This window comes from Nocardioides sp. HB32 (genome assembly GCF_054058995.1).
Window position 1 is genome coordinate 3,226,769 of record NZ_JBSSBS010000001.1, and the last position, 25,561, is coordinate 3,252,329.

General features: G+C 71.6%; 28 protein-coding genes. 15 read left to right on the forward strand and 13 right to left on the reverse strand.

The genetic code is table 11. From position 1 onward, the window contains the following. Positions 1 to 38: 38 nt before the first annotated feature. The gene (locus ACVW2K_RS16320) at positions 39 to 920 is read right to left on the reverse strand and encodes an SDR family oxidoreductase (protein WP_457203221.1); all 882 of its coding nucleotides are present in this window, start codon (positions 918 to 920) and stop codon (positions 39 to 41) included. Then, complete coding sequence (locus ACVW2K_RS16325) at positions 917 to 1,681, reverse strand: SDR family oxidoreductase (RefSeq protein ID WP_457203222.1); 765 nt, start codon at positions 1,679 to 1,681, stop codon at positions 917 to 919. Before ACVW2K_RS16325 ends, ACVW2K_RS16320 begins: the two co-directional genes overlap by 4 nt. Positions 1,682 to 1,721: 40 nt before the next feature. On the opposite strand from ACVW2K_RS16325, the gene ACVW2K_RS16330 reads away from it, so the two are divergent. Genes ACVW2K_RS16330 through ACVW2K_RS16345 form a run of 4 tightly spaced genes read left to right on the forward strand, consistent with a single transcriptional unit; the run spans position 1,722 to position 5,212 of the window. Then, complete coding sequence (locus ACVW2K_RS16330) at positions 1,722 to 2,492, forward strand: enoyl-CoA hydratase family protein (RefSeq protein WP_457203223.1); 771 nt, start codon at positions 1,722 to 1,724, stop codon at positions 2,490 to 2,492. Continuing rightward, complete coding sequence (locus ACVW2K_RS16335) at positions 2,489 to 3,379, forward strand: CoA transferase subunit A (protein ID WP_457203224.1); 891 nt, start codon at positions 2,489 to 2,491, stop codon at positions 3,377 to 3,379. Before ACVW2K_RS16330 ends, ACVW2K_RS16335 begins: the two co-directional genes overlap by 4 nt. Further along, the gene (locus tag ACVW2K_RS16340) at positions 3,376 to 4,137 is read left to right on the forward strand and encodes a CoA-transferase subunit beta (RefSeq protein ID WP_457203225.1); all 762 of its coding nucleotides are present in this window, start codon (positions 3,376 to 3,378) and stop codon (positions 4,135 to 4,137) included. The genes ACVW2K_RS16335 and ACVW2K_RS16340 overlap by 4 nt, the downstream gene beginning before the upstream one ends. Continuing rightward, the gene (locus ACVW2K_RS16345) at positions 4,130 to 5,212 is read left to right on the forward strand and encodes an NAD(P)H-dependent flavin oxidoreductase (RefSeq protein ID WP_457203226.1); all 1,083 of its coding nucleotides are present in this window, start codon (positions 4,130 to 4,132) and stop codon (positions 5,210 to 5,212) included. Before ACVW2K_RS16340 ends, ACVW2K_RS16345 begins: the two co-directional genes overlap by 8 nt. Here the strand turns inward: ACVW2K_RS16345 and ACVW2K_RS16350 are convergent. Further along, the gene (locus ACVW2K_RS16350; protein WP_457203227.1) at positions 5,185 to 5,850 is read right to left on the reverse strand and encodes a hypothetical protein; all 666 of its coding nucleotides are present in this window, start codon (positions 5,848 to 5,850) and stop codon (positions 5,185 to 5,187) included. The two genes, ACVW2K_RS16345 and ACVW2K_RS16350, sit on opposite strands and share 28 nt — an antisense overlap. Before the next feature lie 261 nt (positions 5,851 to 6,111). On the opposite strand from ACVW2K_RS16350, the gene ACVW2K_RS16355 reads away from it, so the two are divergent. Together ACVW2K_RS16355 and ACVW2K_RS16360 are read left to right on the forward strand one after the other, a co-directional pair. Next, on the forward strand, positions 6,112 to 6,315 hold the full coding sequence (locus ACVW2K_RS16355; protein ID WP_028638180.1) for a cold-shock protein: 204 nt from the start codon (positions 6,112 to 6,114) through the stop codon (positions 6,313 to 6,315). 30 nt (positions 6,316 to 6,345) lie between these two features. Beyond that, positions 6,346 to 6,630: a hypothetical protein gene (locus ACVW2K_RS16360; protein WP_028638179.1), complete on the forward strand. Its 285-nt coding sequence runs from the start codon at positions 6,346 to 6,348 to the stop codon at positions 6,628 to 6,630. 9 nt (positions 6,631 to 6,639) lie between these two features. Here ACVW2K_RS16360 and ACVW2K_RS16365 read toward each other — a convergent pair whose 3' ends face one another. Beyond that, positions 6,640 to 7,626 carry a GNAT family N-acetyltransferase gene (locus ACVW2K_RS16365; protein ID WP_457203228.1) on the reverse strand — a complete coding sequence of 329 codons (987 nt, stop codon included), beginning with the start codon at positions 7,624 to 7,626 and terminating at the stop codon, positions 6,640 to 6,642. Positions 7,627 to 7,715: 89 nt separating this feature from the next. Here ACVW2K_RS16365 and ACVW2K_RS16370 point away from each other — a divergent pair, with 89 nt between their 5' ends. Next, positions 7,716 to 8,075, forward strand: a complete 360-nt coding sequence (locus ACVW2K_RS16370; protein ID WP_028638178.1) for a hypothetical protein — start codon at positions 7,716 to 7,718, stop codon at positions 8,073 to 8,075. Positions 8,076 to 8,134: 59 nt separating this feature from the next. On the opposite strand, the gene ACVW2K_RS16375 is transcribed toward ACVW2K_RS16370, so the two are convergent. The 5 genes from ACVW2K_RS16375 to ACVW2K_RS16395 all read right to left on the reverse strand — a co-directional run bounded on the left by ACVW2K_RS16375 (position 8,135) and on the right by ACVW2K_RS16395 (position 14,402). Continuing rightward, on the reverse strand, positions 8,135 to 10,330 hold the full coding sequence (locus ACVW2K_RS16375) for a M4 family metallopeptidase (protein ID WP_457203229.1): 2,196 nt from the start codon (positions 10,328 to 10,330) through the stop codon (positions 8,135 to 8,137). Positions 10,331 to 10,666: 336 nt separating this feature from the next. Continuing rightward, a complete protein-coding gene (locus ACVW2K_RS16380) occupies positions 10,667 to 11,842 on the reverse strand; it encodes an acetyl-CoA C-acetyltransferase (protein ID WP_457203230.1) in 1,176 nt (391 codons plus the stop codon). Then, positions 11,835 to 12,425, reverse strand: a complete 591-nt coding sequence (locus ACVW2K_RS16385; RefSeq protein ID WP_028638175.1) for a TetR/AcrR family transcriptional regulator — start codon at positions 12,423 to 12,425, stop codon at positions 11,835 to 11,837. The genes ACVW2K_RS16380 and ACVW2K_RS16385 overlap by 8 nt, the downstream gene beginning before the upstream one ends. Next, positions 12,418 to 13,200 (reverse strand): SDR family oxidoreductase, encoded by a 783-nt coding sequence (locus tag ACVW2K_RS16390; RefSeq protein WP_028638174.1) that lies wholly within the window; start codon positions 13,198 to 13,200, stop codon positions 12,418 to 12,420. Before ACVW2K_RS16390 ends, ACVW2K_RS16385 begins: the two co-directional genes overlap by 8 nt. Beyond that, positions 13,197 to 14,402: an acyl-CoA dehydrogenase family protein gene (locus tag ACVW2K_RS16395; RefSeq protein WP_457203231.1), complete on the reverse strand. Its 1,206-nt coding sequence runs from the start codon at positions 14,400 to 14,402 to the stop codon at positions 13,197 to 13,199. The genes ACVW2K_RS16390 and ACVW2K_RS16395 overlap by 4 nt, the downstream gene beginning before the upstream one ends. Before the next feature lie 47 nt (positions 14,403 to 14,449). Here ACVW2K_RS16395 and ACVW2K_RS16400 point away from each other — a divergent pair, with 47 nt between their 5' ends. The 8 genes from ACVW2K_RS16400 to ACVW2K_RS16435 all read left to right on the forward strand — a co-directional run bounded on the left by ACVW2K_RS16400 (position 14,450) and on the right by ACVW2K_RS16435 (position 21,609). Further along, positions 14,450 to 15,976 (forward strand): FadD3 family acyl-CoA ligase, encoded by a 1,527-nt coding sequence (locus ACVW2K_RS16400; protein WP_457203232.1) that lies wholly within the window; start codon positions 14,450 to 14,452, stop codon positions 15,974 to 15,976. Between the two features lie 5 nt (positions 15,977 to 15,981). Then, positions 15,982 to 17,121, forward strand: a complete 1,140-nt coding sequence (locus tag ACVW2K_RS16405; protein WP_457203233.1) for an acyl-CoA dehydrogenase family protein — start codon at positions 15,982 to 15,984, stop codon at positions 17,119 to 17,121. Then, a complete protein-coding gene (locus tag ACVW2K_RS16410; RefSeq protein WP_457203234.1) occupies positions 17,118 to 17,984 on the forward strand; it encodes an acyl-CoA dehydrogenase family protein in 867 nt (288 codons plus the stop codon). Before ACVW2K_RS16405 ends, ACVW2K_RS16410 begins: the two co-directional genes overlap by 4 nt. Then, entirely contained in the window at positions 17,984 to 18,949 is a 966-nt protein-coding gene (locus ACVW2K_RS16415; protein ID WP_457203235.1) for an acyl-CoA dehydrogenase family protein, read from the forward strand. The genes ACVW2K_RS16410 and ACVW2K_RS16415 overlap by 1 nt, the downstream gene beginning before the upstream one ends. A gap of 4 nt (positions 18,950 to 18,953) precedes the next feature. Then, on the forward strand, positions 18,954 to 19,355 hold the full coding sequence (locus ACVW2K_RS16420) for a cupin domain-containing protein (RefSeq protein WP_036570785.1): 402 nt from the start codon (positions 18,954 to 18,956) through the stop codon (positions 19,353 to 19,355). Positions 19,356 to 19,364: 9 nt separating this feature from the next. Continuing rightward, on the forward strand, positions 19,365 to 20,504 hold the full coding sequence (locus ACVW2K_RS16425; protein ID WP_457203236.1) for an NAD(P)/FAD-dependent oxidoreductase: 1,140 nt from the start codon (positions 19,365 to 19,367) through the stop codon (positions 20,502 to 20,504). A gap of 123 nt (positions 20,505 to 20,627) precedes the next feature. Continuing rightward, positions 20,628 to 20,795 carry a hypothetical protein gene (locus ACVW2K_RS16430; RefSeq protein ID WP_155992162.1) on the forward strand — a complete coding sequence of 56 codons (168 nt, stop codon included), beginning with the start codon at positions 20,628 to 20,630 and terminating at the stop codon, positions 20,793 to 20,795. A 52-nt stretch (positions 20,796 to 20,847) separates the two neighbouring features. Continuing rightward, on the forward strand, positions 20,848 to 21,609 hold the full coding sequence (locus ACVW2K_RS16435; protein WP_457203237.1) for an alpha/beta fold hydrolase: 762 nt from the start codon (positions 20,848 to 20,850) through the stop codon (positions 21,607 to 21,609). 106 nt (positions 21,610 to 21,715) lie between these two features. Here the strand turns inward: ACVW2K_RS16435 and ACVW2K_RS16440 are convergent, their stop codons facing one another. Genes ACVW2K_RS16440 through hsaA form a run of 4 tightly spaced genes read right to left on the reverse strand, consistent with a single transcriptional unit; the run spans position 21,716 to position 25,375 of the window. Next, a complete protein-coding gene (locus ACVW2K_RS16440) occupies positions 21,716 to 22,372 on the reverse strand; it encodes a flavin reductase family protein (RefSeq protein WP_231496246.1) in 657 nt (218 codons plus the stop codon). 27 nt (positions 22,373 to 22,399) lie between these two features. After that, the gene (gene hsaC / locus ACVW2K_RS16445; RefSeq protein ID WP_457203238.1) at positions 22,400 to 23,302 is read right to left on the reverse strand and encodes an iron-dependent extradiol dioxygenase HsaC; all 903 of its coding nucleotides are present in this window, start codon (positions 23,300 to 23,302) and stop codon (positions 22,400 to 22,402) included. After that, positions 23,299 to 24,198, reverse strand: a complete 900-nt coding sequence (gene hsaD, locus ACVW2K_RS16450; protein WP_457203239.1) for a 4,5:9,10-diseco-3-hydroxy-5,9,17-trioxoandrosta-1(10),2-diene-4-oate hydrolase — start codon at positions 24,196 to 24,198, stop codon at positions 23,299 to 23,301. The genes hsaC and hsaD overlap by 4 nt, the downstream gene beginning before the upstream one ends. Positions 24,199 to 24,208: 10 nt before the next feature. Further along, entirely contained in the window at positions 24,209 to 25,375 is a 1,167-nt protein-coding gene (gene hsaA, locus ACVW2K_RS16455) for a 3-hydroxy-9,10-secoandrosta-1,3,5(10)-triene-9,17-dione monooxygenase oxygenase subunit (protein ID WP_457203240.1), read from the reverse strand. Positions 25,376 to 25,561 lie beyond the last annotated feature (186 nt).

Consider the following 25,561-nt stretch of genomic DNA (forward strand, 5'->3'; position numbering starts at 1 on the left):
CACCAGCGCGGCCGTCGCCCGACCGGCCGGGGAGGCGGTCAGGCCCCGTAGACCGGCTCCGGATCGGGGGCGGCGGCGAGGAGGTCGCGCAGCGCGGGACCGACCTCGGCGGCCTCCCACCGGCGGCCGAGGTCGCGGGCCGGCCCGTGCGCCCAGCCGGTCTCCACGGTGATCGTGCCGCCGTCGATCTCGATCACCCGGCCGGTGACGTCGCCGGCCTCCTCGGAGGCCAGCCACGCGACGATCGGCGAGTTGTCCTCGGGCAGCGCCATCGCCGAGGTGTCGAAGGCGCCCTCGGTCATCCGGGTCCGCGCCACCGGCGCGATGGCGTTGACGGTCACGCCGTACCGCCCCATCTCCTGGGCGGCCACGAGGGTGAGTCCGGCGATGCCGGCCTTGGCTGCCGAGTACGTCGCCTGGCCGACCGACCCCTGGAGACCCGCGCCGGAGGAGGTGTTGACGACCCGGGCGGCGCGCTGGCGTCCCTCCTTGGACTCCGCGCGCCAGTAGGCGCCGGCGTGCCGCAGCGGGGCGAAGTGGCCCTTGAGGTGGACCCGCACGACCGCGTCCCACTCCTCCTCGGAGGTGTTCACCAGCATCCGGTCGCGCACGAACCCGGCGTTGTTGACGAGGACGTCGAGGCCGCCGTACGTGTCGATCGCCTGCCGGACCATCGCGGCCGCCTGCTCGAAGTCGGCGACGTCGGCGGTGTTCACGACCGCCCGGCCGCCGAGCGCCTCGATCTCCGAGACGACGGACTCCGCGGGCGTCTCACCCGTGCCCTCGCCCGAGATCGAGACGCCGTAGTCGTTCACGACCACGGCCGCGCCGTGCCGGGCGAGCTCGAGCGCGTGCGCGCGCCCGATGCCGCGGCCGGCGCCGGTGACGATCGCGACGCGACCATCGAGAAGCTTGCTCATGACAATCCCTTCGTCTCCGGCCACTTCTGCACCAACAGGAAGGCGGGCGTCTCTCCCCCGCCGTGACAGGCCACGGTCGCCCCCGAGACGTACGACGCCAGGTCGCTCGCCAGGAACGCCGCCAGGTTCCCGACCTCCTCAGGCCGCGCCATCCGGCCGAGCGGGATGGTCCGCTCGATCGCGGCGACCGATCCGTCGTCGCCGTAGTGGTCGCCGGTCTGCTCGGTCCGGCACAGGCCCACGTCGATCGCGTTGACCCGCACCTTCGGAGCCCACTCCATCGCGAGCGACGCGGTGAGCGAGTCGAGGCCGGCCTTGGCGGCGGCGTACGCGGCGATCGTCGGGGCCGGCCGGCTCGCCGAGATCGAGGAGATGTTCACGATCGCGCCACCGGAGTCCTGCTGCTGCATCACCGCGTTGGCGGCCTGTGCGCAGAGCAGCGGGGCGAGCAGGTTGAGGCCCACGATCTTCTCGTGGAAGCGCGGCGACGCGGTCGCCGCGTCCGACGCGGGCGCTCCCCCGGCGTTGTTGACCAGGATGTCGAGCCGGTCGAGCGAGTCCACCAGCTCGTGGACGGCGTCGGCGTCCCGCACGTCGCACACCCGGTGCGACGTACCCGGCACCGGGTCGGTGTCCGAGCGCGAGCAGGTCACCACCGTCGCGTCCGCGGCCAGCAGGGCCCGGGTGATGCCCAGGCCGATCCCGCGGGTGCCGCCCGTGACGAGCGCAACCCGTCCGGTGAGGTCCACGGCGAGCGTCATGCTGATAGCCTACCAAGCACTTGCTTGGTAAGGAGCCAACGTGTCGATCACTTCCGAACTGCGCCCGGACGGGATCCGGGTGGTGACGATGGACGCGCCTCCCGTGAACGCGCTCACCGTCCAGGGCTGGTACGACGTGGCCGCCGCGCTCGACGAGGCCGGGGCCGACGCCGGCACGCACGTCGTGGTCCTGCGCGCCGAGGGCCGCGGGTTCAACGCGGGCGTCGACATCAAGGAGATGCAGGACACCCCGGGGTTCGACGCCCTGATCGGCGCCAACAAGGGCTGCTTCGCGGCCTTCAAGGCGGTCTACGAGTGCGCGGTCCCGGTCGTCGCCGCAGTCCACGGCTTCTGCCTCGGGGGCGGCGTCGGCCTGGTCGGCAACGCGGACTGCGTGGTCGCGAGCGACGACGCGTACTTCGGCGTACCCGAGGTCAAGCAGGGCGCGCTGGGTGCCGCGACGCACATGGCGCGCCTGGTGCCGCAGCACATGATGCGCACGCTCTACTTCACCGCTCGCACGATCAGGGCGGCCGACCTCGTGCAGTTCGGCTCGGTCCTCGAGGTCGTCCCGCGGGCCGACCTCGACGAGGCCGCGCTGGCGGTGGCCGGCGAGATCGCCACGCACGACACCCGGGTGATCCGCGCCGCCAAGGAGTGCCTCAACGGCATCGACCCGATCGACGTGAACAAGAGCTACCGGTTCGAGCAGGGCTTCACCATGGAGCTCAACCTCGCCGGTGTCAGCGACGAGCTCCGCGACGAGTTCGCGGGGACGGACAAGGCCGCCAAGAGGAGGGGCTCGCAGTGACGAAGGAGCCACGCGACAAGCGCATGACGATCGACGAGGTCGTCGGTGAGCTGACGGACGGCATGACCATCGGCATCGGCGGGTGGGGGCCGCGACGCAAGCCGATGGCGCTGGTCCGGGCGATCCTGCGCAGCGACCTGAAGGACCTGACGATCGTCAGCTGGGGCGGCGCCGACGTCGGGCTGCTCGCCCGCGCCGGCAAGATCCGCAGGCTGGTCTTCGCCTTCGTCTCGCTCGACTCGGTGCCGCTCGAGCCGAACTTCCAGAAGGCGCGCCAGGAGGGCACCATCCCCGAGGTGGTCGAGCTCGACGAGGGCATGTTCCAGACCGGCCTCCGCGCGGCCGCCCAGCGGCTGCCGTTCCTGCCGATGCGCGCCGGCCTCGGCTCGGACGTGCTCGTCAACCAGCCGTGGATCAGGACGATCACCAGTCCCTACGCCGGCCCCGACGACCAGCACGAGGAGCTCGTCGCCGTACCGGCGCTGCACCTCGACGCGGCGCTGGTGCACCTCAACCGCGCCGACCAGCACGGCAACGCGACGTACCTCGGCCCGGACCCGTACTTCGACGACCTGTTCTGCATGGCCGCCGACAGGGCCTATCTCTCGGTGGAGCAGGTGGTCGACACCGCCGGCCTGACCGTCGACACACCGGTCCAGCGGCTGCTGCTCAGCCGGATGATGGTCAGCGGTGTCGTCGAGACGCCGAACGGCGCGCACTTCACGACCTGCACACCGGACTACGAGCGCGACGAGAGGTTCCAGCGGGCGTACGCCGCCGCCGCGTCCGGCTCGGACGAGGAGTGGGCGGCCTTCAGCACCCGGTTCCTGCAAGGGGACGAGGCCGCCTACCAGGCCGCCGTCCGAGCGTTCGGGGAGGAATCATGAGCGACGTCACCCGTGCCGACGTCTGCGCCGCGGCGATCGCGGACGCGTTCCAGGACGACGGCGAGATCTTCGCCAGCCCGATGGGGATGCTGCCGATGCTCGGCGTGCGGCTGGCGAAGCTGACCAGCAACCCCGACCTGGTGATCTCCGACGGCGAGTCCCTGTTCCTCGCCGGCGTGCCGCCCCTCTTCGCCAGGGCCGACGTCGTCGAAGGCTGGATCCCGTTCCGCAGCGTCTTCGACGTGGTCGCCCACGGCAAGCGGCACGTGATGATGGGCGCCACCCAGGTGGACCGGCACGGCAACCAGAACATCTCGGCGATCGGTGACTGGAAGCAGCCGAAGCGCCAGCTCCTCGGCTCGCGCGGCGCGCCGGGCAACACGGTCAACAACCGCACGTCGTACTGGGTGTCCAGGCACTCGCCCCGCGTCTTCGTCGAGCGCGTCGACATCGTCTCCGGCGTGGGCCCGAGGCTCGCGAAGGAGGCCGGACCGGCGGCCGCGCGCTTCAACGACATCCACCGGGTGGTCAGCAACCTGGCGGTGTTCGACGTGCAGGGCGCCGGCGACACGCTCCGTCTGCTCAGCGTGCACCCCGGCGTCACCGTCGACGAGGTGCGCGCGGCGACCGGGTTCGAGCTGGACGTGCCGGCCGACGTGCCGACCACCCGCGCGCCGACGACGGAGGAGCTGATCCTGATCCGCGAGGTGCTCGACCCGAAGGGCCTGCGCTTCAAGGAGGTGCCGGACGTTGATTGAGCAGCTGCTGCGCACGCCGTTCACCGACCTGGTCGGGGTCCGGCACCCGGTCGTGCAGACCGGCATGGGCTGGGTCTCCGGCCCGCGCCTGGTCAGCGGCACCGCGAACGCCGGCGGGCTCGGCATCCTCGCCAGCGCCACCATGACCTTCGAGGAGCTCGAGCAGGCGATCGTCGAGGTCAAGGCCCGCACGGACCAGCCGTTCGGCGTCAACCTCCGTGCCGACGCAGCGGACGCCCCGGACCGGTGCCGGCTGCTCATCGAGCACGGCGTGAGGGTCGCGTCGTTCGCGCTCGCGCCGAAGCCCGAGCTGATCGCGACGCTGAAGGAGCACGGCATTGTCGTCATGCCCTCGATCGGGGCCGCGAAGCACGCGGTCAAGGTCGCCTCGTGGGGGGCGGACGCGGTGATGGTGCAGGGCGGCGAGGGCGGCGGACACACCGGCCCGGTGCCGACCACGCTGCTGCTGCCCACGGTGCTCGATGCCGTCGACATCCCGGTCGTGGCGGCCGGCGGCTTCTTCGACGGGCGCGGCCTCGCGGCCGCGCTGTCGTACGGCGCCGCCGGGGTCGGCATGGGCACCCGCTTCCTGCTGACCCAGGACTCGGCCGTGCCTGACGCGGTCAAGCAGGTCTACCTCGAGCGCGGGCTGACCGACACGGTCGTGACCGCCAAGGTGGACGGGATGCCGCACCGGATGCTGCGCACCGAGCTGGTCGACGAGCTCGAGGAGACCAGCGCCGTAAGGCGGATGGGCCCGACGATGCGCCGGACGCTGGAGTTCAAGAGGACCAGCGGGATGTCGTGGCTGGGCCTGGCCCGGGACGGCCGCGCGATGAAGAAGGCGCAGGGCCGCACTCTCGGCCAGCTCGCACTGGCCGCGAACACGCCGATGATGCTCAAGGCCGGGCTCGTCGACGGGGACACGTCCGCCGGAGTCCTCGCCAGCGGCCAGGTGGTCGGTCTCATCGACGACCTGCCGACGTGCGAGGAGCTGATCGACCGGGTCGTCACCCGAGCCGCGGACGAGCTGCGGAGGGCCGCCTCCTACGCGCTGGACGCACCGGGCACGTAGCCGCGCGGCGGCGCCCACTCGCCCGTGGCCCGGAGCCGCTCGTAGATCTCCAGCTCGGGGCGGAAGAAGTCGTCGAGCCGCGCCCGGAGGGTGCTGCTCAGCTCGGGCTCGCTGCGCACCCTCGACCGGTTGTCCACCTGGATGTCGACCCCGCCGCCGACCTTCTCGTTGATCCAGCGCTTCCACACCTCCGGCTGCTCCAGCGCGAAGAGCCGGTCCACGCCGATGTCGAGGCCGTCGCTCATCGCGATGAACTTCGCCGGCCGCCCGCGCAGCGTGCCGGGCCGCGGGTCGTTGTCGACGTACCGCCCGACGAACTCCTCGAACGAGATCTCGCCGGTGAACTTGGCGGCGTCCTCCCGGGCCAGCGCCGGGCGCTGGCGGTAGCGCCACCACGACTCGAGCCACGTGACGGGTTCGCGGAACAGCGAGACCAGCTCGTAGTCGGCGCGCTGGTAGCCACCGTTGTTGAGCACCGGGACGATCAGGTTGTGGAACGAGCGGCAGTTCATGTGCTTGAGCCGCGGGTTGACCCGCAGCACCAGCTCCGCCCGTGCCTGGAGCGAGTGCACCAGTGACGTCGAGGCGCACTTCGGCATGGACAGCAGCACGAACCCGTGAGCCGGCAGCCCGATCATCAGCACCCCTGTCCCAGAACCCTTGCAGAACCGTCGGACGAGCCGCAGCCTAACCGCCGGCGACGCGGGTCGAAGGGCCGCCCCGTGCTAGGTTGAGCGTGTTGGAGGGTAGGCGATTCGCCTCCCCCGTCGCCGCAGGCGACGGCACATCTTCGTGGTACTTGGTCTTCGGTCTCGCTGGACATCAGGGGCAGTGTGGATGTCTTCAGCTCGTGTGCGGGGCACCTCGCTCCCCACAGCTAGACACCAAGGAAACAGATCATGGCTCAGGGCACCGTCAAGTGGTTCAACGACGACAAGGGATTCGGCTTCATCGCCCAGGACGCCGGCGGCCCCGACGTCTTCGTCCACCACACCGCCATCTCCGGCCAGGGCTTCAAGTCGCTCCAGGAGAACCAGCGCGTCGAGTTCGACGTCACCCAGGGCCCCAAGGGCCCCCAGGCCGAGAACGTCCGCGGCGTCTGACGCACGAGCACCGGCGGACGTGAGAACGGCGTGGGATCGGCGGGGTCCTCAGGATCCGGAGTCGATCCCGCGCGGCTCCGCGAGCTGCATGCGGCCGTCCGCCGGGCGCGGTCCGACGTCGATGCCGCCCGCAGCGGGATCGGCAACACCCAGGAGATCCGCGCCGCCCAGGTCGTCCTGCTCGCGTCGCTCGAACGGCTCGAGGACGTCCTGACCGCGGCGGGTCTCACGCTCCCCCACGAGGTCCGGCGAGAGATCGACTTCCTCCGCCAGCTCCTGGGCACCGGGCACGGCCCGGTCCACCGGACCTGGTAGGCCGGTCCGTCAGAGGGGCCGCTGCCACGCGAGGCCGCGGCCGATGATCTCGTAGCCGAGCGCCTGGTTGACGCTGATCATGTGGTCGTTCGACTCCGCGTTCCAGGTGTCGACGGTCTCGACCTGCGGTTGCTCCTCGGCGAGCCAGTGCAGCATCTCTGTCTTCAGGAGCACACCGAGCCGGTGGCCACGGTGCGCCCGCACCACCGACGTGTCGTGCTGGTGGGCGACCTCGGGACGCTCGCCCTCCACGACGAGGACCGTCTGGCCGGCGAGCTCACCGGTGACCCGGTGCCGCGCGTACACCCGGAGCAGCGTCTTTCCCACGCTCAGCTGGGCTTCCTCGTACGCCGCGACCCGCTCGGGCGGGAACACCTCGTCCTCGATGTCGAGGTCGTCGGTCGGCGCGTCGTTGATCGCGGCCGTCATGTCGGCGAGCGCCGGCAGCTCGGCGGCCGGGGTCGCGCCGACCCGGCGCAGGAGCTCGTAGTCGCGCGCGTGGCGGAGCGCGTCCGCGTGCAGCCGGTCCAGCTCGACGCGGTCGACCCTGGCCAGGTGCTGGCGGCGGTTCACCTCGACGGACTTCATCGCGAAGCCGTGCCGGGCCGCGAACGCCCGAGGCCCCGCGGCGTCCCACGTGTTGCCGCCCACGGAGGTCCGGCCCTCCGCACGCGCGCGGTCCAGGAGGAACGCGAGCACCGCGTTCCCGTGCCCGCGGCGCCGGTGTGCGGGGTGGACGTCGATGCCGAGCCAGGCGAGGTGCTGGTTGTCGTACGACGTGGTCTCGTACTCACCCGTCGCCACGTCGACGCCGTCCACCGACACGAGGAACGACCCGGCCGGCTCCCCGTCCCAGCCGTAGCGCAGGACGCCGGCCGTCTGGCGGGCCAGGACCGGGTGCTCCCAGGGCGCGTCGGCCGCGCGCACGGCCTCCTTGACGGCCGCGAACCGGCGTACGCCCTCCTCGTCCGACCACGCGACCTCGTGGATGTCCATGACCCGAGCATGACCGCGCGTCCCTCGCGGCGCACCCGGGTTTTCCCTCCCGCCGTCGACCGCCGTCGGCCACCTGAGAGAATGGGGTCGTGACCGAGCAGAAGGAGCAGAAGCGCCGCCGGCACCTGATGGACCCCGCCAACCCGCAGCGCGAGGTCCGCAAGGCGGGCGACTCGGGCCCGATGCACCTCGAGCCGGTCCAGAAGTGGGTGCTCTCGGCGCTGGCGTTCACCACGATCATCCACCTCTCGGTCGGCATCGTGATCGCGGCGGTCTACATCGACGAGGACCGGCCCAGCGCGCGGATCGGCCTCAACGTCATCGCCGCGGCGTTCGGCGTGCTGTCGATCGCGGTGTTCCGCGCGATCCACCAGAAGAGGTTCCTCTCTCCCTGGCTGCTGCTCGGCACCGTCCCCGGCATCGTCGGGCTGGTGCTCGTCCTGCGGTAGGACGCAGATCGGCGTGGGCCCCCGAGGACCCACGCCGACCCGTGTGGTTCAGCCCAGCATCAGCCCAGCGTCAGAGCTGTGTCGTCGATGACGAAGCTGGTCTGCAGCGAGCTGTCCTCCGCGCCGGAGAAGCTGATCGAAACCGTCTGGCCAGCCAGCGACGACACGTTGAGCGACTTCAGGACGTAGCCCGAGGCCTTGTTGAGGTTGGAGTACGTCGCCAGCGTCGTCGACCCGGCCTTGACGGTGAGCTTGTCGTACGCCGTCGAGGTCGTCGTCTCCGCGGAGTCGATGTGGAGGTAGAACGACAGCGTCGCGCTGCACCCGGACGGGATCGTGACCGACTGGCTCAGCGTGTCGGTGTGGGTGGTCCCGTAGCCGTCCAGCCACGCCTTGTAGCTGCCGGCGTGCGCCGGCTCGCCGCTGTCGGTCGTGATCACGCCGGACGTCGCGGTCCACGAGGCCGCCCCCGACTCGAAGCCCGGGTTGAGCAGCTTCTGGCCGGTGCAGGAGCCGCCGCCGCCGGTCCCGGAGATCGTCCACGTGAACGTGGCCGAGCCGGTGGCGTTCGTGGTGTCCTTCGCGCTGACCGTCGACGAGTAGGTACCTGCCGTGGTCGGGGTGCCCGAGATCAGGCCGGTCGAGGCGTTGATCGACAGGCCGGCCGGCAGACCGGTGGCCGAGTAGGTCAGGGTCTGGCCCGACGCCGAGTCGGACGCCGAGATCTGGAGGGTCTTCGCCGTGCCCACGGTGCCGGTCTGGCTGCCCGGGTTGGTGACGGTCACCGTGTTCCCGCCGGAGGTGGAGCAGGTCGGGTCACCGGTCTGCGCGGGGACGCTGACGGCGTTCCAGGCGGCCTTGACGGCGTTGAACTCCGTGCACGAGCCGGGGTACAGGTTCTTGGCCGCGGTGAGCGTCCAGGTCCGGTACTTCAGGTACGACGACGTCGAGGTCTTCATCAGCATCGCGTTGTACATGATGGTGATGGCCTTCTGGATGCCCACGCCGGTGACCGACGTGCTGTTGCAGGTCGGGCTGGTCGGCTGGCCGTCGGTCGGGCTGGTGCCCTCCGCGAGCAGGTAGAACCAGTGGTTGCCCGGGCCGGCGGCCGAGTGGACCTCGCTGGTGGGCGTGGACGACGAGTAGCAGTTGGCGTCGCCCGCGAGGGACGGGTTGTACATGTAGCGGATCGGGCCGTTGCCGACCAGGTTGACCTCCTCGCCGACCGTGTAGTCGGGGGCGTCGGCCGGGTTGTTGGCGTACCACTCGGTCGCGGCGCCGAAGGTGTCGGCGACGAACTCCTGGGTGCCGTTCCCCGAGATGCCGCCCGGGGTGTGGTCGTCGACGCCGTGGCCGAACTCGTGGGCCACCACGTCGACGGAGCCGATCCACTTGCCACCGGTCTGGGTGTGGCCGACCTGGACCTGGGTGCCGTCGTAGTAGGCGTTCACGTCGTTGAGGCCGACCCGGATCGGCACCCAGCCGCCGGAGCCGTCCATGCCGTTGCGGCCGAGCCACGACGACAGCATCTGGCGCTCCTTCTCCGCGCTGTAGAAGGCGTCGACGCAGCCGGTCTCGCGGTTGGTCGGGTCGCCGTTGCCCCAGCTGTCGTCGGTGCCGGTGAACGTCACGCTGCCGGACGCGTTCTGGCACTTCATCGTGGCGGCGTTGGAGTTGGTCATCGAGTACGACGAGCCGGACCCGGACGTCGGGATGCTGACGGTGCCCTCCCAGGCGCCGTTGCCGGTGCCCTCCATGACGTGCTCGACGCGGTGCAGGACGCGGCCGGAGACCGCGTCGACGTACACGCTCAGCCGGGACGCCTCTCCCGCGCGCGAGCCGACGACGGTCGTCTCCCACGCGAGCGCGGAGCTGCCGCGCTGCAGGACGACGAGGCGGGTCGCACCGTCGTACCCGCCGTGCGTCACCTGCCGCAGCGCGGTCCGGCGCGCGGCGCCCTTCGCGACGTGCGGCGTGGTCGAGGACAGCTGCACCGCCCGGGTCTGGGCGACGCTGGTCTCCAGCAGGCGGCCGGCGGAGTCGGTGACGACGACGAAGTCGCCGCCGACGACCGGCAGGCCGCGGTAGGTGCGGTCGTACGGCACGTACTGCAGGCCGTGGGAGGACTGCACCGGTCGCGCGACGAAGGCGTCGTGCGAGGTGGCCCTGAGGACGGCCGGCGGCGAGGCGACGAGCTTGCGCGCCGTATCGGCGGCCTGCTTCTTCGCCGAGCCGTGGGCCTGCACGGACTTCACTGCTGGAGCACTCTGGGTGGATCCGGTCGTGGCTGATGCGTCGGCGCCGCTGGGCACCGAGACGACTGCCAACGCCGAGACGAGGGCTGTGGTGAAGCCCCCCGCGACGAGTCGTTTCACTGACACTCCTTGAGGTCGGGCTCGTGGTGGAGCCCCCGATGAGATGGCTCGACGTCGCAGAGGGTTCAGGTGTGGTACCGCCCGAGACACGAACCTCGCGAACTGTCGCCCGCGCCCGAACATCGCGTCAACAGCGAAGTCGTGCGGAAATGTGCAGTGCGAAGACGTGCAACTGTCGCAGGGTTTCCCGGAACGTTCCGGCGTGCCCGAACGGGGTCAGAGACGTTCCAGGATGGTCACGTTGGCCTGGCCGCCGCCCTCGCACATCGTCTGGAGGCCGTAGCGCCCGCCGGTGCGCTCGAGCTCGTTGAGCAGGGTGGTCATCAGGCGGGTGCCGGTGGCCCCGATCGGGTGCCCGAGCGCGATGCCGCCGCCGTTCACGTTGACCTTGTCGTGCGGGGCTCCGGTCTCGCGCATCCAGGCGATCACGACCGAGGCGAACGCCTCGTTGCACTCGAACAGGTCGATGTCCTCGATCGTGAGCCCCGACCGGTCCAGCGCATGCCTGGTCGCCCGGATCGGCCCGGTGAGCATCCAGACCGGGTCGTCGCCGCGCACCGACAGGTGGTGGATGCGGGCTCGCGGCGTCAGGCCGTGGTCGCGCACGGCGGCCCGGGATGCGATCAGCATCGCCGAGGAGGCGTCGCAGATCTGCGAGGCGACCGCCGCGGTGATCCGGCCACCAGGGGCGAGCGGCTCGAGGCCGGCCATCTTCTCCATCGAGGTCTCGCGCGGGCACTGGTCGGTGTCGAAGACCTGCCCGTCGGGGAGGGCGAGAGGAGCGATCTCGTCCTTGAAACGGCCCTCGGCGATCGCGGCCCGCGCCCGGTCGTGCGAGGCGAGCGCGAAGGACTCCATCTCCTGCCGGGAGATGTCCCACCTCTCCGCGATCATCTCGGCGGAGCGGAACTGGCTGACCTCCTGGTCGCCGTACCGCTCCTGCCAGCCGGGCGACTCGGCGAACGGCGTGGAGAACCCGTACCGCTGCCCCACCAGCATGGCCGCCGAGATCGGGATCGCGCTCATGTTCTGGACCCCGCCGGCGACCACGAGGTCCTGGGTGCCGGACATGACGCCCTGGGCGGCGAAGTGCACGGCCTGCTGCGAGGACCCGCACTGCCGGTCGATCGTCACGCCGGGCACGTGGTCGGGCAGGCCGGCGACCAGCCAGGCCGTGCGGGCGACGTCGCCGGCCTGCGAGCCGATGGTGTCGCAGCAGCCGAGGATCACGTCGTCCACGGCGCCCGGGTCGACCCCGGTGCGGCGGACCAGTGCGGAGATCGTGTGGGCGGCGAGGTCGGCGGAGTGCACGCCGGCGAGGGCGCCGCCGCGCTTGCCGACCGGGGTCCGGACGGCGTCGACGATGTAGGCCTCGTTGGTCGAGCTAGGCACGGTGGATCCCTTCGAGCAGGATGGACAGGTACTGCCGCGCGATCTCGGTGTGGGTGCGGCGGCCGCCCGGTCGGTACCAGGAGACCGCGACCCAGACGGTGTCGCGGATGAAGCGGTAGGTGAGCTCGAGGTCGAGGTCGTCGCGCAGCACGCCGGCGTCGATGCCGTTCTGCAGCAGCGTCAGCCAGACCTCCCGGGACTGCCGGTTCCGCTCGCCGAGGTAGGCGAACCGGTCGAAGGTCAGCAGGTGGGCCGCGTCGTTCTGGTAGATCGCCACCTCGTCGCGGTGCTGGTCGATCGCGTCGAACGAGACCAGCACCGCCTGCTCGAGCTTCGCGAGCGGGTCCAGGTCGCCGGCGAGGATCTCGTCGTACTGCCCGAAGAGCTCCTCCTGGAAGGTGCGGAGGATCTCGTCGACCATCGACTCCTTGGAGTCGAAGTGGTGGTACAGGCTCCCGGACAGGATGCCGGCGGCGTCGGCGATGTCGCGGACCGTGGTGAACTTGTAGCCCTTCTCCGCGAAGAGTCCGGCCGCGATCCTGAGCAGCTCCTCCCGACGCGTGGCCGGCGCCGGCTCAGGCATGCTGGCTGCTCACGGAGACCACCTCACCGGTGAGGTACGACGAGTAGTCGCTCGCCAGGAACACCATCACGTTCGCGACCTCCCACGGCTCCGCCGCCCGGCCGAACGCCTCGCGCGCCTTGAGCTCGTCGAGCAGCTCGTCGGAGGTGACCTTGGCGAGGAAGGGGTGCATCGCCAGGCTCGGGGACACGGCGTTGACGCGGATCCCGTGCGGCGCGAGGTCCATCGCCGCACACCGGGTCAGCGCCATCACGCCGGCCTTCGCCGCGGCGTAGTGCGCCTGGCCCTCCTGGGCCCGCCAGCCGATCACCGAGGCGTTGTTGACGATCACGCCCGGCTTGCCGGCGGCGACCATCCGCTGCCCGGCGGCCCGGATGCAGCGGAACGTGCCGGTGAGCGTGATGTCGAGGACCTTCGACCACTGGTCGTCGGTCATCTCCAGGATGCTGGCGGTGCCGCCGAGGCCGGCGTTGTTGACCATCACGTCGAGCCCGCCGAGCTCGTCCGCGACGTCGAGGAACGCGGAGAGCTGGACCTCGTCGGTGACGTCGCAGACCAGCTGCCGCACCCGGTCCGTGCCGAACTCCTCGGCCAGGCTCGCCTCCGCCTCCGCGAGCCGGCGCTCGTGGGTGTCGCTGAAGACCACGGCCTTCGCGCCCTCCTCGAGCGCCCGCCGTACCACGGACGCGCCTATGCCCGCGCCGGCGCCCGCGGTCACGGCGACCACCTTGCCGGCGAGCAGGTCGTGGCCGGGAACGTAGGTAGGAGCGGTCATCCGCGTGCCTCTCTGGTGGCTGGGGTTCCCTTGGGTTCGCGGGGCAGCCCGAGCACCCGCTCGGCGAGGATGTTGCGCTGCACCTCGTCGCTGCCGCCGTAGATGGTGTCGGAGCGCGAGAACAGGAAGAGTCGCTGCCAGCGGTCCAGCTCGTACGGCGCACCCGCGGTCAAGCCCTCGGCGCCGAGGACGTCCATCGCGACCTCCCCGAGCCGCTTGTGCCAGTTCGCCCAGACCAGCTTGAAGATCGACGCCCCGCCGCCGCCGTCCGTGGAGAGCCCGCGCAGCGCCTGGAAGCGCATCACGTCGAGCTCGACCCGGAGCTCCGCGAGCCGGTCGCGGAACAGGGCGTCGTCGATCGCGCCGTTGTCCCTGGCGAGGTCGACGACGCCCGCGAGCTCGCGGGTGAAGCCCACCACCTGGGCGAGCACCGAGACACCCCGCTCGAAGCCGAGCAGCGCCATCGCGACCTGCCAGCCCTCCCCCGGCTCGCCCACGACCAGGTCGGCCCGCGTCCGCGCGCCGGTGAAGAACACCTCGTTGAACTCCGAGCCGCCGGTGAGCTGCTCGATGGGTCGGACCTCGACGCCGTCCTGGTCGAGCGGCACCAGCAGGAACGACAACCCGTGGTGGCGCTGGCTGCCCGGCTCGGTGCGGCACAGGACGAACGCCCACTGGCTGAGGTGCGCGTTCGACGTCCACACCTTCTGGCCGTCGACGACCCACTCCCCGTCGTCCGGGGAGCCCTCGAGCCGGGCCTTGGTCTGCACGTTGGCCAGATCGGAGCCGGCGTTCGGCTCGGAGTAGCCCTGGGCCCACAGCTCCTCGACCGCCACGATCTTGGGCAGGAAGCGCTGCTGCTGCTCCTCGGTGCCGAACGCCATCAGCGTCGGCCCGAGCAGCTCCTCGCCGAGGTGGTTGACCCGCACCGGCGCATTCGCACGTGCGTACTCCTCGTGGAAGACCATCTGCTGGACCAGGCTCAGCCCGCGGCCGCCGTGCTCCTCCGGCCAGCCGACGCACGTCCAGCCGTGCTCCGCGAGCAGCCGGTTCCACGCGAGCCGCTCGTCGTGGGCCTCGTGGTCGCGACCGGCACCGCCGAGGCCGCGCAGCGCGGCCCAGTCGCCGGTCAGGTGCTCCTCGAGCCAGCCCCGCACCTCGGCGCGGAAGGCCTGGTCCTCCTCGGAGTAGGTCAGGTCCACGGGTGATACTCTACCAAGCAATTGCTTGGTTGGCCTGCGGAGGTGACATGAGGACCACGGTCCCCGGGGTGCTCCGTGCTGCCGCGGCACGCTTCGGCGACGAGGCGGCGTACGTCGAGGCCGGGGCGTCGCTCTCGTTCACCGGGCTCCTCGAGCGGGTGCGCCGCACCGCGGCCGGCTACCGGCTCCGCGGCCTCGCCCCGGGCGGCCGCGTCGTCGTCTGGGCGCCGAACAGCGTCGAATGGGTGGTGGCCGCGCTCGCCGTGTCGTACGCCGGCGGCACGCTGGTGCCTGCCAACTCCCGGTACACCGGGCACGAGGTCGCCGACCTCGCGGACCGCACCGGCGCGGTCCTCGTGGTGGTCGCCGACGGCTTCCTGGGGCGCACCCAGGGTGCCGACCTGCGCGCCGCCAGCGACCTCGCCACCGTGCGCGAGGTCGTCGACATCGCGCACCTCTCGTCGGTCGAGGCGGAGGCGGGAGACATCGACACCGTGGCGGCTGCGGTCTCGCCCGATGACGTCGCCGACATCCTGTTCACCTCGGGCACGACCGGTCGCCCCAAGGGTGCGATGTCCGCGCACCGGCAGACGGTCGGCGTCGCGGATGCCTGGGGCTCTCTCGGGGGCGTGACCAGCGACGACCGGTACCTGGTGGTCAACCCGTTCTTCCACTCCTTCGGCTACAAGGTCGGCATCGTCACCGGCCTGCTCACCGGCGCGACGCTCTACCCGCTCGCGACCTTCGACCTCGACGAGACGATGCGGCTGATCGAGGCCGAGCGGATCACGGTGCTGCCCGGCGCGCCGACGATCTACCAGTCCCTGCTCGCCGCTCCCGGACGCACCGAGCGCGACCTCTCGTCGCTGCGCCTCGCGGTCACCGGCGCCGCCGTCGTCCCCGTCGTGCTCATCGAGCGGATGCGGCAGGAGCTCGCGATCGACCAGGTCGTGACGGCCTTCGGCATGACCGAGGCGGTGGTCGTGACCATGTGCCGCGAGGGTGACTCCGCCGAGACGGTCGCGACCACCTGCGGGCGCGCGATCCCCGGCATGGAGACGAGCATCGCCGAGAACGGCGAGCTCCTGGTCCGCGGCGAGTTCGTGATGCTCGGCTACCTCGACGACCCGGAGGCCACCGCCGAGGCGATCGACGGGGACGGCTGGCTGCACACCGGCGACGTGGGCGTGCTCGACGAGGACGGCAACCTCACCATCACCGACCGGCTCAAGGACATGTACATCTCCGGCGGATTCAACGTGTACCCCGCCGAGGTCGAGCAGGCGCTCGCCCGGATGGACGGCGTGAGCGACGTCGCCGTGGTCGGCGTGCCCGACGAGCGGATGGGCGAGGTCGGCATGGCGTACGTCGTCGGGTCGGTCTCCGCCGACGACGTCATCGCCTTCGCGAGGCAGCGGCTGGCGAACTTCAAGGTGCCGCGGCACGTCGAGCTGGTCGACGCGCTGCCTCGGAACCTGTCCGGCAAGGTGCTGAAGACGGAGCTGAGGGGTCTCGATACGCCACCTCATCCCTCGGCGGCCACTCGACCACCGAACACGGAGAAGGAAGCCTGACCGGGATGGACCTGACGCTGAGCGAGTCGGAGCTCGCCTTCCAGGCCGAGGCACGCGAATGGCTCGCGGCCAACGTGCCGGGCGAGCCGCTGCCCTCGATGGACACCGCCGAGGGCTTCCTCGCCCACCAGGCGTGGGAGCGCAAGCTCGCCGATGCCCGATGGTCGGTGGTGTCGTGGCCCGAGGCGCACCACGGCCGTGAGGCGTCGCTGGTCGAGTGGGTGGTGTTCGAGGAGGAGTACTACCGCGCCGGTGCGCCCGGCCGGGTGAGCCAGAACGGCATCTTCCTGCTCTCGCCGATCCTCTTCGACCACGGCACCCCGGACCAGCAGGACCGGTTCCTGCCGTCGATGGCGACCGGGGAGCAGGTCTGGGCGCAGTGCTGGTCCGAGCCCGAGGCCGGGTCCGACCTCGCCTCGCTCCGCTCGACCGCACGTCGCGACGACGAACGCGGCGGCTGGGTCCTCAACGGCCAGAAGACCTGGTCCTCCCGGGCGACGTTCGCACACTGGGGGTTCGGGCTGTTCCGCTCGGACCCGGAGGCCCAGCGGCACCACGGGCTGACGTACTTCCTCTTCCCCCTCGACGCCGAGGGCATCACCGTCCGCCCGATCGCCCAGCTCGACGGCGAGGCCGGGTTCGCGGAGATCTTCTTCGAGGACGTGTTCGTGCCCGACGCCGACGTGCTCGGCGCCCCCGGCGACGGGTGGCGGGTCGCGATGTCGACGGCCGGCAACGAACGCGGGCTGTCGCTGCGCTCCCCCGGCCGCTTCTGCGCCGCCGCCGACCGCCTGGTCGACCTCTACCGCGAGCGCCCCGACCCGGCGTTCAGGGACGGTGTCGTCGATGCCTGGCTCGGTGCGCAGGCCTACCGCCTCTACACCTGGGGGACGGTCACCCGCCTGGCCGGAGGCGGCGACATGGGTGCCGCCGGCTCGGTCAACAAGGTGTTCTGGTCCGAGCTGGACGTCGCCCTTCACGAGACCGCGCTCGACCTGCTCGGGCCGGAGGCCGAGGTCGGGTCGAGGTGGCTCGACGGCTACACGTTCTCGCTCTCCGGGCCGATCTACGCGGGCACCAACGAGATCCAGCGCAACATCGTCGCCGAGCGGATCCTCGGCCTGCCTCGGGAGGTGCGCGGGTGAGGTTCGAGCTCGACGACGACCAGCGCGACTTCGCCGCCGCGCTCGAGAGCCTGCTCTCCGCAGCCGACCCGGTCGGCGCCGCGCGGGCGTGGGCGGAGGACGACCACGGCCCGGGCCTGAAGCTCTGGGCCCGGCTGGCCGACCTCGGCGTCACCTCGCTCGCGACCGACGCGACGCCGGTCGAGGTCTGCCTGGCGTTCGAAGCACTCGGCCGGCACGCCGTGCCCGGCCCGTGGGTCGAGTCCGCGGCGTACCTCCCGGTGGCGCTGGGGCGCGAGGTCGACGGGGTGGCCACCGTGGCACTGCCGCCACACGTGCCGTACGCGCTCGACGCCGACGTCGCCGACCGGGTGTACGTCGGCTCGTCGCCCGCGACGTCCGTCGGCGAGCGGGTCGACTCCGTCGACCGCACCCGGCACCTGTTCCGCGTCAGCGGCGACGGCGAGGTGCACGAGGAGGCCTTCGACCTGGCCGTGCTCGCGACCGCGGCCCAGCTGCTCGGCGCCGGCGAGCGGATCCTCGCGGACTCGGTGACGTACGTGCAGCAGCGCAAGCAGTTCGGCCGCGAGATCGGGTCCTACCAGGCGATCAAGCACGCGCTCGCAGACGTCCGCATCGCCCTCGACTTCGCCCGTCCGCTCGTGCTGGGCGCGGCGCTCGGCGAGGTGCCGGCCTCGGCCGCGAAGGTGGCAGCGGGGGACGCGGCGTACCTCGCGTCCCGCACGGGGCTTCAGGTGCACGGCGCGATCGGCTACACCCAGGAGTTCGACCTGAGCATCTGGCTGACCAAGGTGCGCGCGCTGGTGACGGCCTGGGGCACCCCGGCGTACCACCGCGGCCGGGTCCTGGCAGGGCTGCTCTGATGGAGTTCGCGCTCTCGGAGGAGCAGCAGGAGCTGGCCTCGACGGTGCGCTCGCTGCTCGACAGGCGCGGCGACGCCCGGGTCGAGCGGTACGACGAGGAGCTCTGGCGGACGCTGTGCGACCAGATCGGGGTGGCCGCCCTCGCCGTCCCGGAGGAGCACGACGGCTTCGGCGCCTCGCTCTTCGAGGCGGCCGTCGTGCTGGAGGAGATCGGCCGCTCGCTCGTGCCGTCGCCGCTGCTCAGCTCGGTGGTGACCGCGGAGGCGCTGCTGGCCGGCGCAAACGACGACGCGAAGGCCCGGCTGCTCCCCCGCATCGCGGCCGGCGAGGTCGCGGCGCTCGTCGACGGAGCCCTGGACGATGCCGGCCCCGTGCTGGACGGTGACCTCGCGAGCATCGTCGTGGTCGCCACGGACGACGGGCTCTTCGAGGTCGAGGACGCCGAGCGCGCCTGGGTCCCGAGCATGGACCAGACGATCCGTCTCGCGACGGTGACGGGCGGCACGAGCACCCGGATCGGTGACGGCCCGGCGGCCCGCGACCGGGCGCGCCTGGTCGGTGCGGTCGGCTGTGCCGCGCTGGCCGCCGGGTGCGCGGCGCGCGCCCTCGACATGACCGTGGCCTACTCGCAGGAGCGGGTGCAGTTCGGCCGGCCGATCGGGTCCTTCCAGGCGCTCAAGCACCGGATGGCGGACATGCTGGTGCTGGCCGAGATGTCGCGGTCGGCGTCCTGGGCGGGGTCATACGCCGTCGCGACGCACGCCGACGACGCCGAGGAGCTCGCCCACGTCGCGAAGTCCTACTGCTGCGAGGCGCTCGCCACGATCGCCGGCGAGACCATCCAGCTGCACGGCGGCATCGCGATCACCTGGGAGCACGACGCGCACCTGGTCTTCAAGCGCGCGCACGCCCTCGGCCAGCTGTACGGATCGCCGCGCGAGCACCGCGCCCGCGTGACACTCTGAGGCCATGGGTCTCGAGCTCCCCCGGCCGGTGCGCGTCCTCGGTCCCGCGGACCTGGTGCCGGCCGACCCGACGCCGGGCATGGACCGCGAGCGCGCGTTCGAGCTGCCGTTGCTGTGGGCCGGGCAGGTCGAGACGGCGCCCGGTGCGGTGTCCGGCTGGCACCACCACGACCGCAACGAGTCGAGCCTGTACGTCGTGCGCGGGGTCCTGCGCTTCGAGTTCGAGGGCCACGAGGGCTACCTGGACGCGGTCGCGGGCGACTTCGTGCACGTGCCGGCGTACACGGTCCATCGCGAGAGCAACCCGGCCGGCGAGCCGTCGCTCGCCGTGATCGCCCGGGTCGGCGGCGGGACCCCGACCGTCAACGTCGCCGAAGCGCCTGCGCCGCACCGTCGCGACCACTAGCGTCCAGTCATGCGTGTCCTCATCCTGGGGGCCGGCTTCGGTGGGCTCGAGCTGGCCACGGCACTCGACGGGGCGCTCGGCGCTGCCGTCGAGGTGACCCTCGTCGACCGGGCCGACGGCTTCGTCTTCGGGTTCTCCAAGCTCGACGTGATGTTCGGCCGGGCGACCGCCGACCACGTCGAGCACCGCTACGCCGACCGGGTCCCGAACGGCGTCCGGTTCGTCCAGGCCACCGTCACGTCGATCGACCCGGTCTCCCGCCGCGTCGGGACCGACGCCGGCTCGCTGGACGGCGACGTCCTGGTCGTCGCGCTCGGCGCGGACCTGCACCCCGAGGCGACGCCCGGGCTGCTCGAGGCCGGCCACGAGTTCTACACGGTCGCCGGGGCGTTCGCCCTCCGCGACGTCATCGACGCCTTCCCCGGCGGGCGCGTGGTCGTCGCCGTCACGTCCACGCCGTTCAAGTGCCCGCCGGCGCCGAGCGAGACGGCGCTCCTGGTCCACGACCACCTCCGCCGGCGCGGCCTGCTGGACGTCTCGACCGTCTCGCTCGTGATGCCGCTCGGCGCGCCCATCCCGCCGTCGCCGTCCGCCTCAGCCGCGCTGCTGGCGGAGTTCGCGCAGCGCGGCATCGCCTGGCACCCGGGCGCGACGGTGCGCTCGCTCGACCCCCAGCGCCGGGTGGCCGTCCTCGCCGACGGCGCCGAGCTCGCGTTCGACCTGTTCCTCGGCGTCCCCGTGCACCGCGCTCCCGACGTCGTGGTCGCGGCCGGGCTCACCGAGGACGGCTGGATCCCGGTCGACCCCTCGACCCTGCGGACCCGCTACGAGGACGTGTACGCCGTCGGCGACGTCACCAGCGTCGGCACGCCGAAGGCCGGCGTGTTCGCGGAGGGCCAGGCCGCCGTGGTGGCCGCCCAGCTGGTCGCCCGGGCGCGCGGCGAGTCGTCCGCGGCGACGTACGACGGCCACGGCACCTGCTACCTGGAGTTCGGCGGCGGCGAGGTCGGCAAGGTCGACGTGACGTTCCTGGGCGGGCAGGCGCCGACCGGCGCGCTGGAAGGCCCCAGTCGGGCGCTCGCGGCGGACAAGGCGGCGTTCGGGACGGACCGGGTACGGCGCTGGTTCGGGCGCGACTGGCGCCCGTAGTCAAGGGCTGTTCCGGGGCTGTGCACGTCTCGTGGACCACTCGTTACCGACCGCTCTGGACCGATCGGCCCGGTTCGGGCGGAAACCTCCTCAGTCACACCCGTCACTCCTAGCGTCGTCGCCATGACGACCTTCATGACCAACCCGTCGGACCTCGACCTGCACCTCGAGCCGCACTTCGACGGCGTCGGCGACCGCCAGGAGCAGGCACCGGCCACCGTCGCCAACCCGCGGCGTACGACGTGGACGGGGTTCGCCAAGAGCGACGCGGACCGGCTGCCGTCGTACTGACCGGGTCTAAACGAGTGGCCGAGGGAGCGCGTTGTCCGAGATGCTCTGGGCAATGAGCCCTCTTCACCACCAGACCGCGGGCCGGGGCCCGACCGTCCTCCTCCTCCTCCACTCCGGCGTCACCGATCTGCGGCAGTGGGATCCGCAGTGGGAGGCGCTCGCCAGCCGCCACCGTGTGGTCCGCTACGACCGGCGCGGCTGGGGCCGAAGCCCGCTGCCCACGGAACCGTCTGCCGCCTACTCCGACGCCGAGGACGTCATCGGCCTGCTCGACGAGCTCGGTATCGAGGAGGCGGCCCTGGTCGGCTCCTCGGCCGGCGGCGTGATCGCCCAGCAGGTTGCCTCGGCATGGCCGGGCCGCGTGAGCCGGCTGGTGCTGCTGTGCGCAGATGCCGACGACGTCGACCCGACACCGGCGGCGCGGGCGTTCGCCGAGCGCGAGGAGGCGCTGCTGGAGGCGGGCGACGTCACCGGTGCGGTGGAGCTCAACGTCGAGACCTTCCTCGGGCCGGAGGCGAGGACCGCGACGCGGGCGCTGGTCCGCGAGATGCAGCGCACCGCGTTCGAGGTCCAGCTCGCTGCCGGCGACGACGTGCCCCGCGAGCCGGGTCCCCCCATCGACCTGACGCAGGCCACCATGCCGGCGTACGTCGTCAGCGGGGCACGTGACCTCGACTACTTCGCGCTGGTGGCCGACGCTCTTGCGCAGAGACTTCCTGACGCGCGCCGCACCGTGCTGCCCTGGGCGGGTCACCTGCCCAACCTCGAGCGGCCGGACGAGGTCACCACGCTCCTGCTGGACGCGCTCGCCTGACCCGGAACCAGTGCCCGGCTGCGCCGGGGTCGTCGAGTGACGCGAAATGGCTGGAGAACGGCCCGTTTCGGAGCCATCTCACGTCACTCGACGGCGAACAGCCCCCTCAACGCGGACCGGTGGTCCGGTACTCGCCGCGGTAGAACAGCAGCGGGTCCCGGTCGCCGTCGTCCTGGATCGCGAGGTCCACGACCCGCCCGATCACGACGTAGTGGTCGCCGGCCTCGTGCACCGCGTGGATGGTGCAGTCGACCCGGGCGAGCGCGCCGTCCAGCATCGGCGAGCCGGTCTCCGGCGACGGGGTCCACTTCACGTCGGCGAACTTGTCGACGCCGCGGCTGGCCATCGTGTTCGACAACTCGGCCTGGTCGGCGGCCAGGAAGCTCACGCAGAACTTGCCCGAGCGCTGGATCAGCGGCCATGCCCGCGAGGACTTCGCCGGGATGAAGACCACCAGCGGGGGCTCGAGCGACACGCTGGAGAACGACTGGCAGGTCAGGCCGACCGGCTCGCCGCCCGACGTACCGGTGACGACGGTGACGCCCGAGGCGAACCGGCCCAGGACGTCGCGGAAGCGCCGCGCGGCGGCGACGTGCTCGGGGTCGTCGTGGACAGCGACGTCCTCACCCGGACGGAACTCGAAGTCGATGTCCTGGTCGCCCAGCCAGGAGTTGATCAGCTCGGGGCTCGGCCAGGTCTCCCGCGCGTCCGGGCTCATCCCGTCGGGGATCTCATCGTCCGAAGCTCCACGGTCCGAGGCCATGACGTCAGTCTTCCACCGCGTCGGAAGTCACTGGGCTCCAGCACCGAAGTCGTGGCCCCAGTACGACACCGCGGTCGACTCCCGCGCGACCCAGCGCGCGTCGTCGACGGTGAGGCCTTCGGTGCCGAACTCGACGTCGAAGCCGCCCGGCGACTTCACGTAGAAGGAGACCATCTCGTCGTTCATGTGCCGCCCCAGGGTCGCCGACAGCGGCGCCTGGTGCTTGCGCACCCGCTCCAGCGCTCGACCGACGTGGTCGAGCTCGTCGACCTCGAGCATGATGTGCACGCACTTGGCCGGGTTCGGCATCGGCAGGAACGCCAGCGAGTGGTGCCGCGGGTTCACGCCGAGGAACCGCAGCCAGACCTTCGAGCCCGGCTCCTTGCCGACGAACTCCCCCGGCATGCTCATCGAGTCACGCAGCCGGAAGCCCAGCACGTCGGTGTAGAAGCGGAGCGCCTCCACGTCGTCGAGGACCGGGAGCACGATGTGGCCCATGCCCTGGTCGCCGGTGACGAACGTGGCGGCGTACGGCGTGACGACCGGCCGCGACTCGTAGGTGATGCCGTGGAACAGCTCGAAGACGTTGTCGAACGGGTCGGAGAAGCGGATCAGCTCCTGGACGCGGCGCTCGTCGAGCTCCTCCTTCGTGCCCTCCTCGAAGTCGACGCCGGCCTTCTGGAGGTGCTCCCGCGCCTCCTGCAGGGCGCGGTGGTCGGCGAGCTCCCAGCCCACGCAGTCGAGCTGGTCGACGTCGGACGGTACGACGACCAGTCGCGCGGAGACCTCGTCGATCCGCCAGTACTGGTGGTCAGGGTTCGGCCCGCGGCCCTTCGCCAGCCCCAGGACCTTGCCGGCGAAGGTCTCCCACTGCGCGAGGTCCGTGCTGGCGACCCGGACATAGCCCATGGACTTGACGTCGATGCTCACGCGCGGCTCCTCTCGACATGGCGGGCCAGGAACGCGGTGGAGATCTCGGCGAACTCATCCGCCGCCTCGATCTGCGCCCAGTGCCCGCAGTTGGGGAAGACATGCAGCTGCGCCTTGGGGATCAGCTTGAGCGCGGTGAAGGCCCCGTCGAGCGGGTTGACCCGGTCCTCGCGGCCCCAGGTGAGCAGCGTGTGCTTGCGCAGGTGGTGCGCCTCGCGCCACAGCATGCCGTCCTCGGCGGTGTCCGGGTTCCAGAACGACATGCCCATCGAGCGCATCGCGTCCTGCGCGCCGGGCGCCGTCGCGTCGGCGAACCGCTCCTCGACCAGCTCGTCGGTCACCAGCTCCTGGTTGACGACCATGGTCGAGATGAACGCGCGGAGGTTCTCGCGGGTCGGCTCGGCGCCGAAGTCCATCAGCCGCTGCACGCCCTCGGTCGGGTCGGCGTGGAACAGGTTGAGCGACAGGCCGCCCGGGCCCATCAGGATCAGCCGGCCGACGCGGTCGGGGTAGGTGAGCGCCAGGCGCATCGCCGTACCGCCGCCGAGGCTGTTGCCGAGCAGGTGGACGCGCTCGATGCCGAGCTCGTCGAGCAGCGCGACCACGTGGTCGGCGGCGTGGCGGTAGAAGTTGCCGACGACCGGCGGCTTGTCGGAGCCGCCGAAGCCGGGCTGGTCCACGAGCAGGGTCCGGAACGACGCGGCGAACCTCGGCAGCGCGCTGCCGAAGTTCGACCACGCCGATGCCCCCGGCCCACCGCCGTGCAGCATGACGAGCGGCAGTCCACCGCCCGGGCCGGTCGGCTCCGTCGACGCGGGGCCGGCCTCGTAGTAGGTGAGCGTGATGTCCTTCGCCTTGGCGGATCGCCGGACGCTCTCCTTGGTGATCGTCACCATGTCGGCCAACTCAGTACATCCCCGGGTCGACCTTGTGCCCGAACTCGTGGGCGCCGTACATCTGCAACGCCCGCTCCGGGTCGTTCGCGGCGTGCACCCGGCCGGCGTGCGCGTCGCGCCAGGCCCGCTGGAGGTAGGAGCCGGTCGCGAGCGCCCGGCCGCCGGACGCCTCGAAGAGCGAGTCGATCGCGTCGATCGCGCGCTGGGTGCCCAGCACCTGGTCGCGGCGCACCTTGAGCCGCAGCTGCAGCGGGATCTTCTCCCCACGCTCGACGCAGGCCTGCTCCTCGCGGATGTTGTTGACCAGCAGCGCCCAGGCGGCGTCGATCTCGGAGGACGCCTTCGCGATCCGGACCGCCGCGAACGGGTCGAGCGACGCCTTCTCACCGAGGTACGCCGCCCGCACGCGCTTCTGCTGCATGTCGACGTGCTCGGCGTACGCGCCCGCCGCCATGCCGATGATCGGCGTGGTGATGGTGCCGGTGAAGATCGAGTGGAACGGCAGCTTGTACAGGTCGGAGGTGTTCTGCTCCTGGCCCGGCCCGAAGCACCGGCCGGTGTCGCTCATCGACAGCGTGAAGGCCTCCGGCACGAACACGTCCTCGACCACGATGTCGTTCGAGCCGGTGCCGGCCAGGCCGACGACGTTCCAGACGTCCACGATGGTGTAGTTCTCGCGCGGCACCATGAAGGTCTTGAAGTCCACGACGTTGCCGTCCGCGTTGAACACCAGCCCGCCCAGCAGCACCCAGCCGCAATGGTCGCAGCCGGACGAGAAGCTCCACTTGCCGGAGAGCGTGTAGCCGCCTTCGGTCAGCACCGCCTTGCCGGTCGGCGCGTACGACGAGCTCAGCCGGGTCGTGGTGTCGGCACCCCAGACGGCCTGCTGCGCCTCGTCGGCGAACAGCGCGACCTGCCACGGGTGCACGCCCACCACGCTGGAGACCCAGCCGGTCGAGCCGCAGGCGCCCGCGATGTCGCGGACGGCGGTGTAGAAGTCGACGGGGTCGGCCTCGTGGCCGCCGAAGCGGCGCGGCTGGAGCAGCCGGAAGAACCCGACCTCCTCCAGCTCCTTGATCGAGGCCTCGGGAACCACGCGAAGTCGCTCGGCCTCGTCGGCCCGCTCCCGGATACCGGGGAGCAGATCACGGACGCCGTCGAGAACAGCCTGGGACATCGCATCTCCTGTCACGTGTATGGACAGGTCGATACTAGAACACGTTCTCGTTTCGGGCCAGACGCGGGGCCTCGTCGGGCTCGGCCCGGGGTGGACTGGACCAGAGGGGGTGATCGGGTCCTTCCGCACCACCAATTTTGGGGAGACGCCCCGGGCGCAACCACCAGCGGCGGCGCCGACGCCGTT

Bases quoted from the DNA above. Each gene is read 5' to 3' on its own strand.
- ACVW2K_RS16320 (WP_457203221.1), bottom strand. From the start codon at position 920: ATGAGCAAGCTTCTCGATGGTCGCGTCGCGATCGTCACCGGCGCCGGC.
- ACVW2K_RS16325 (WP_457203222.1), bottom strand. From the start codon at position 1,681: ATGACGCTCGCCGTGGACCTCACCGGACGGGTTGCGCTCGTCACGGGC.
- ACVW2K_RS16340 (WP_457203225.1), top strand. From the start codon at position 3,376: ATGAGCGACGTCACCCGTGCCGACGTCTGCGCCGCGGCGATCGCGGAC.
- ACVW2K_RS16350 (WP_457203227.1), bottom strand. From the start codon at position 5,850: ATGATCGGGCTGCCGGCTCACGGGTTCGTGCTGCTGTCCATGCCGAAG.
- ACVW2K_RS16355 (WP_028638180.1), top strand. From the start codon at position 6,112: ATGGCTCAGGGCACCGTCAAGTGGTTCAACGACGACAAGGGATTCGGC.
- ACVW2K_RS16365 (WP_457203228.1), bottom strand. From the start codon at position 7,626: ATGGACATCCACGAGGTCGCGTGGTCGGACGAGGAGGGCGTACGCCGG.
- ACVW2K_RS16385 (WP_028638175.1), bottom strand. From the start codon at position 12,425: ATGCCTGAGCCGGCGCCGGCCACGCGTCGGGAGGAGCTGCTCAGGATC.
- ACVW2K_RS16390 (WP_028638174.1), bottom strand. From the start codon at position 13,200: ATGACCGCTCCTACCTACGTTCCCGGCCACGACCTGCTCGCCGGCAAG.
- ACVW2K_RS16400 (WP_457203232.1), top strand. From the start codon at position 14,450: ATGAGGACCACGGTCCCCGGGGTGCTCCGTGCTGCCGCGGCACGCTTC.
- ACVW2K_RS16405 (WP_457203233.1), top strand. From the start codon at position 15,982: ATGGACCTGACGCTGAGCGAGTCGGAGCTCGCCTTCCAGGCCGAGGCA.
- ACVW2K_RS16415 (WP_457203235.1), top strand. From the start codon at position 17,984: ATGGAGTTCGCGCTCTCGGAGGAGCAGCAGGAGCTGGCCTCGACGGTG.
- ACVW2K_RS16420 (WP_036570785.1), top strand. From the start codon at position 18,954: ATGGGTCTCGAGCTCCCCCGGCCGGTGCGCGTCCTCGGTCCCGCGGAC.
- ACVW2K_RS16425 (WP_457203236.1), top strand. From the start codon at position 19,365: ATGCGTGTCCTCATCCTGGGGGCCGGCTTCGGTGGGCTCGAGCTGGCC.
- ACVW2K_RS16430 (WP_155992162.1), top strand. From the start codon at position 20,628: ATGACGACCTTCATGACCAACCCGTCGGACCTCGACCTGCACCTCGAG.
- ACVW2K_RS16435 (WP_457203237.1), top strand. From the start codon at position 20,848: ATGAGCCCTCTTCACCACCAGACCGCGGGCCGGGGCCCGACCGTCCTC.
- ACVW2K_RS16440 (WP_231496246.1), bottom strand. From the start codon at position 22,372: ATGGCCTCGGACCGTGGAGCTTCGGACGATGAGATCCCCGACGGGATG.
- hsaD (WP_457203239.1), bottom strand. From the start codon at position 24,198: ATGGTGACGATCACCAAGGAGAGCGTCCGGCGATCCGCCAAGGCGAAG.
- hsaA (WP_457203240.1), bottom strand. From the start codon at position 25,375: ATGTCCCAGGCTGTTCTCGACGGCGTCCGTGATCTGCTCCCCGGTATC.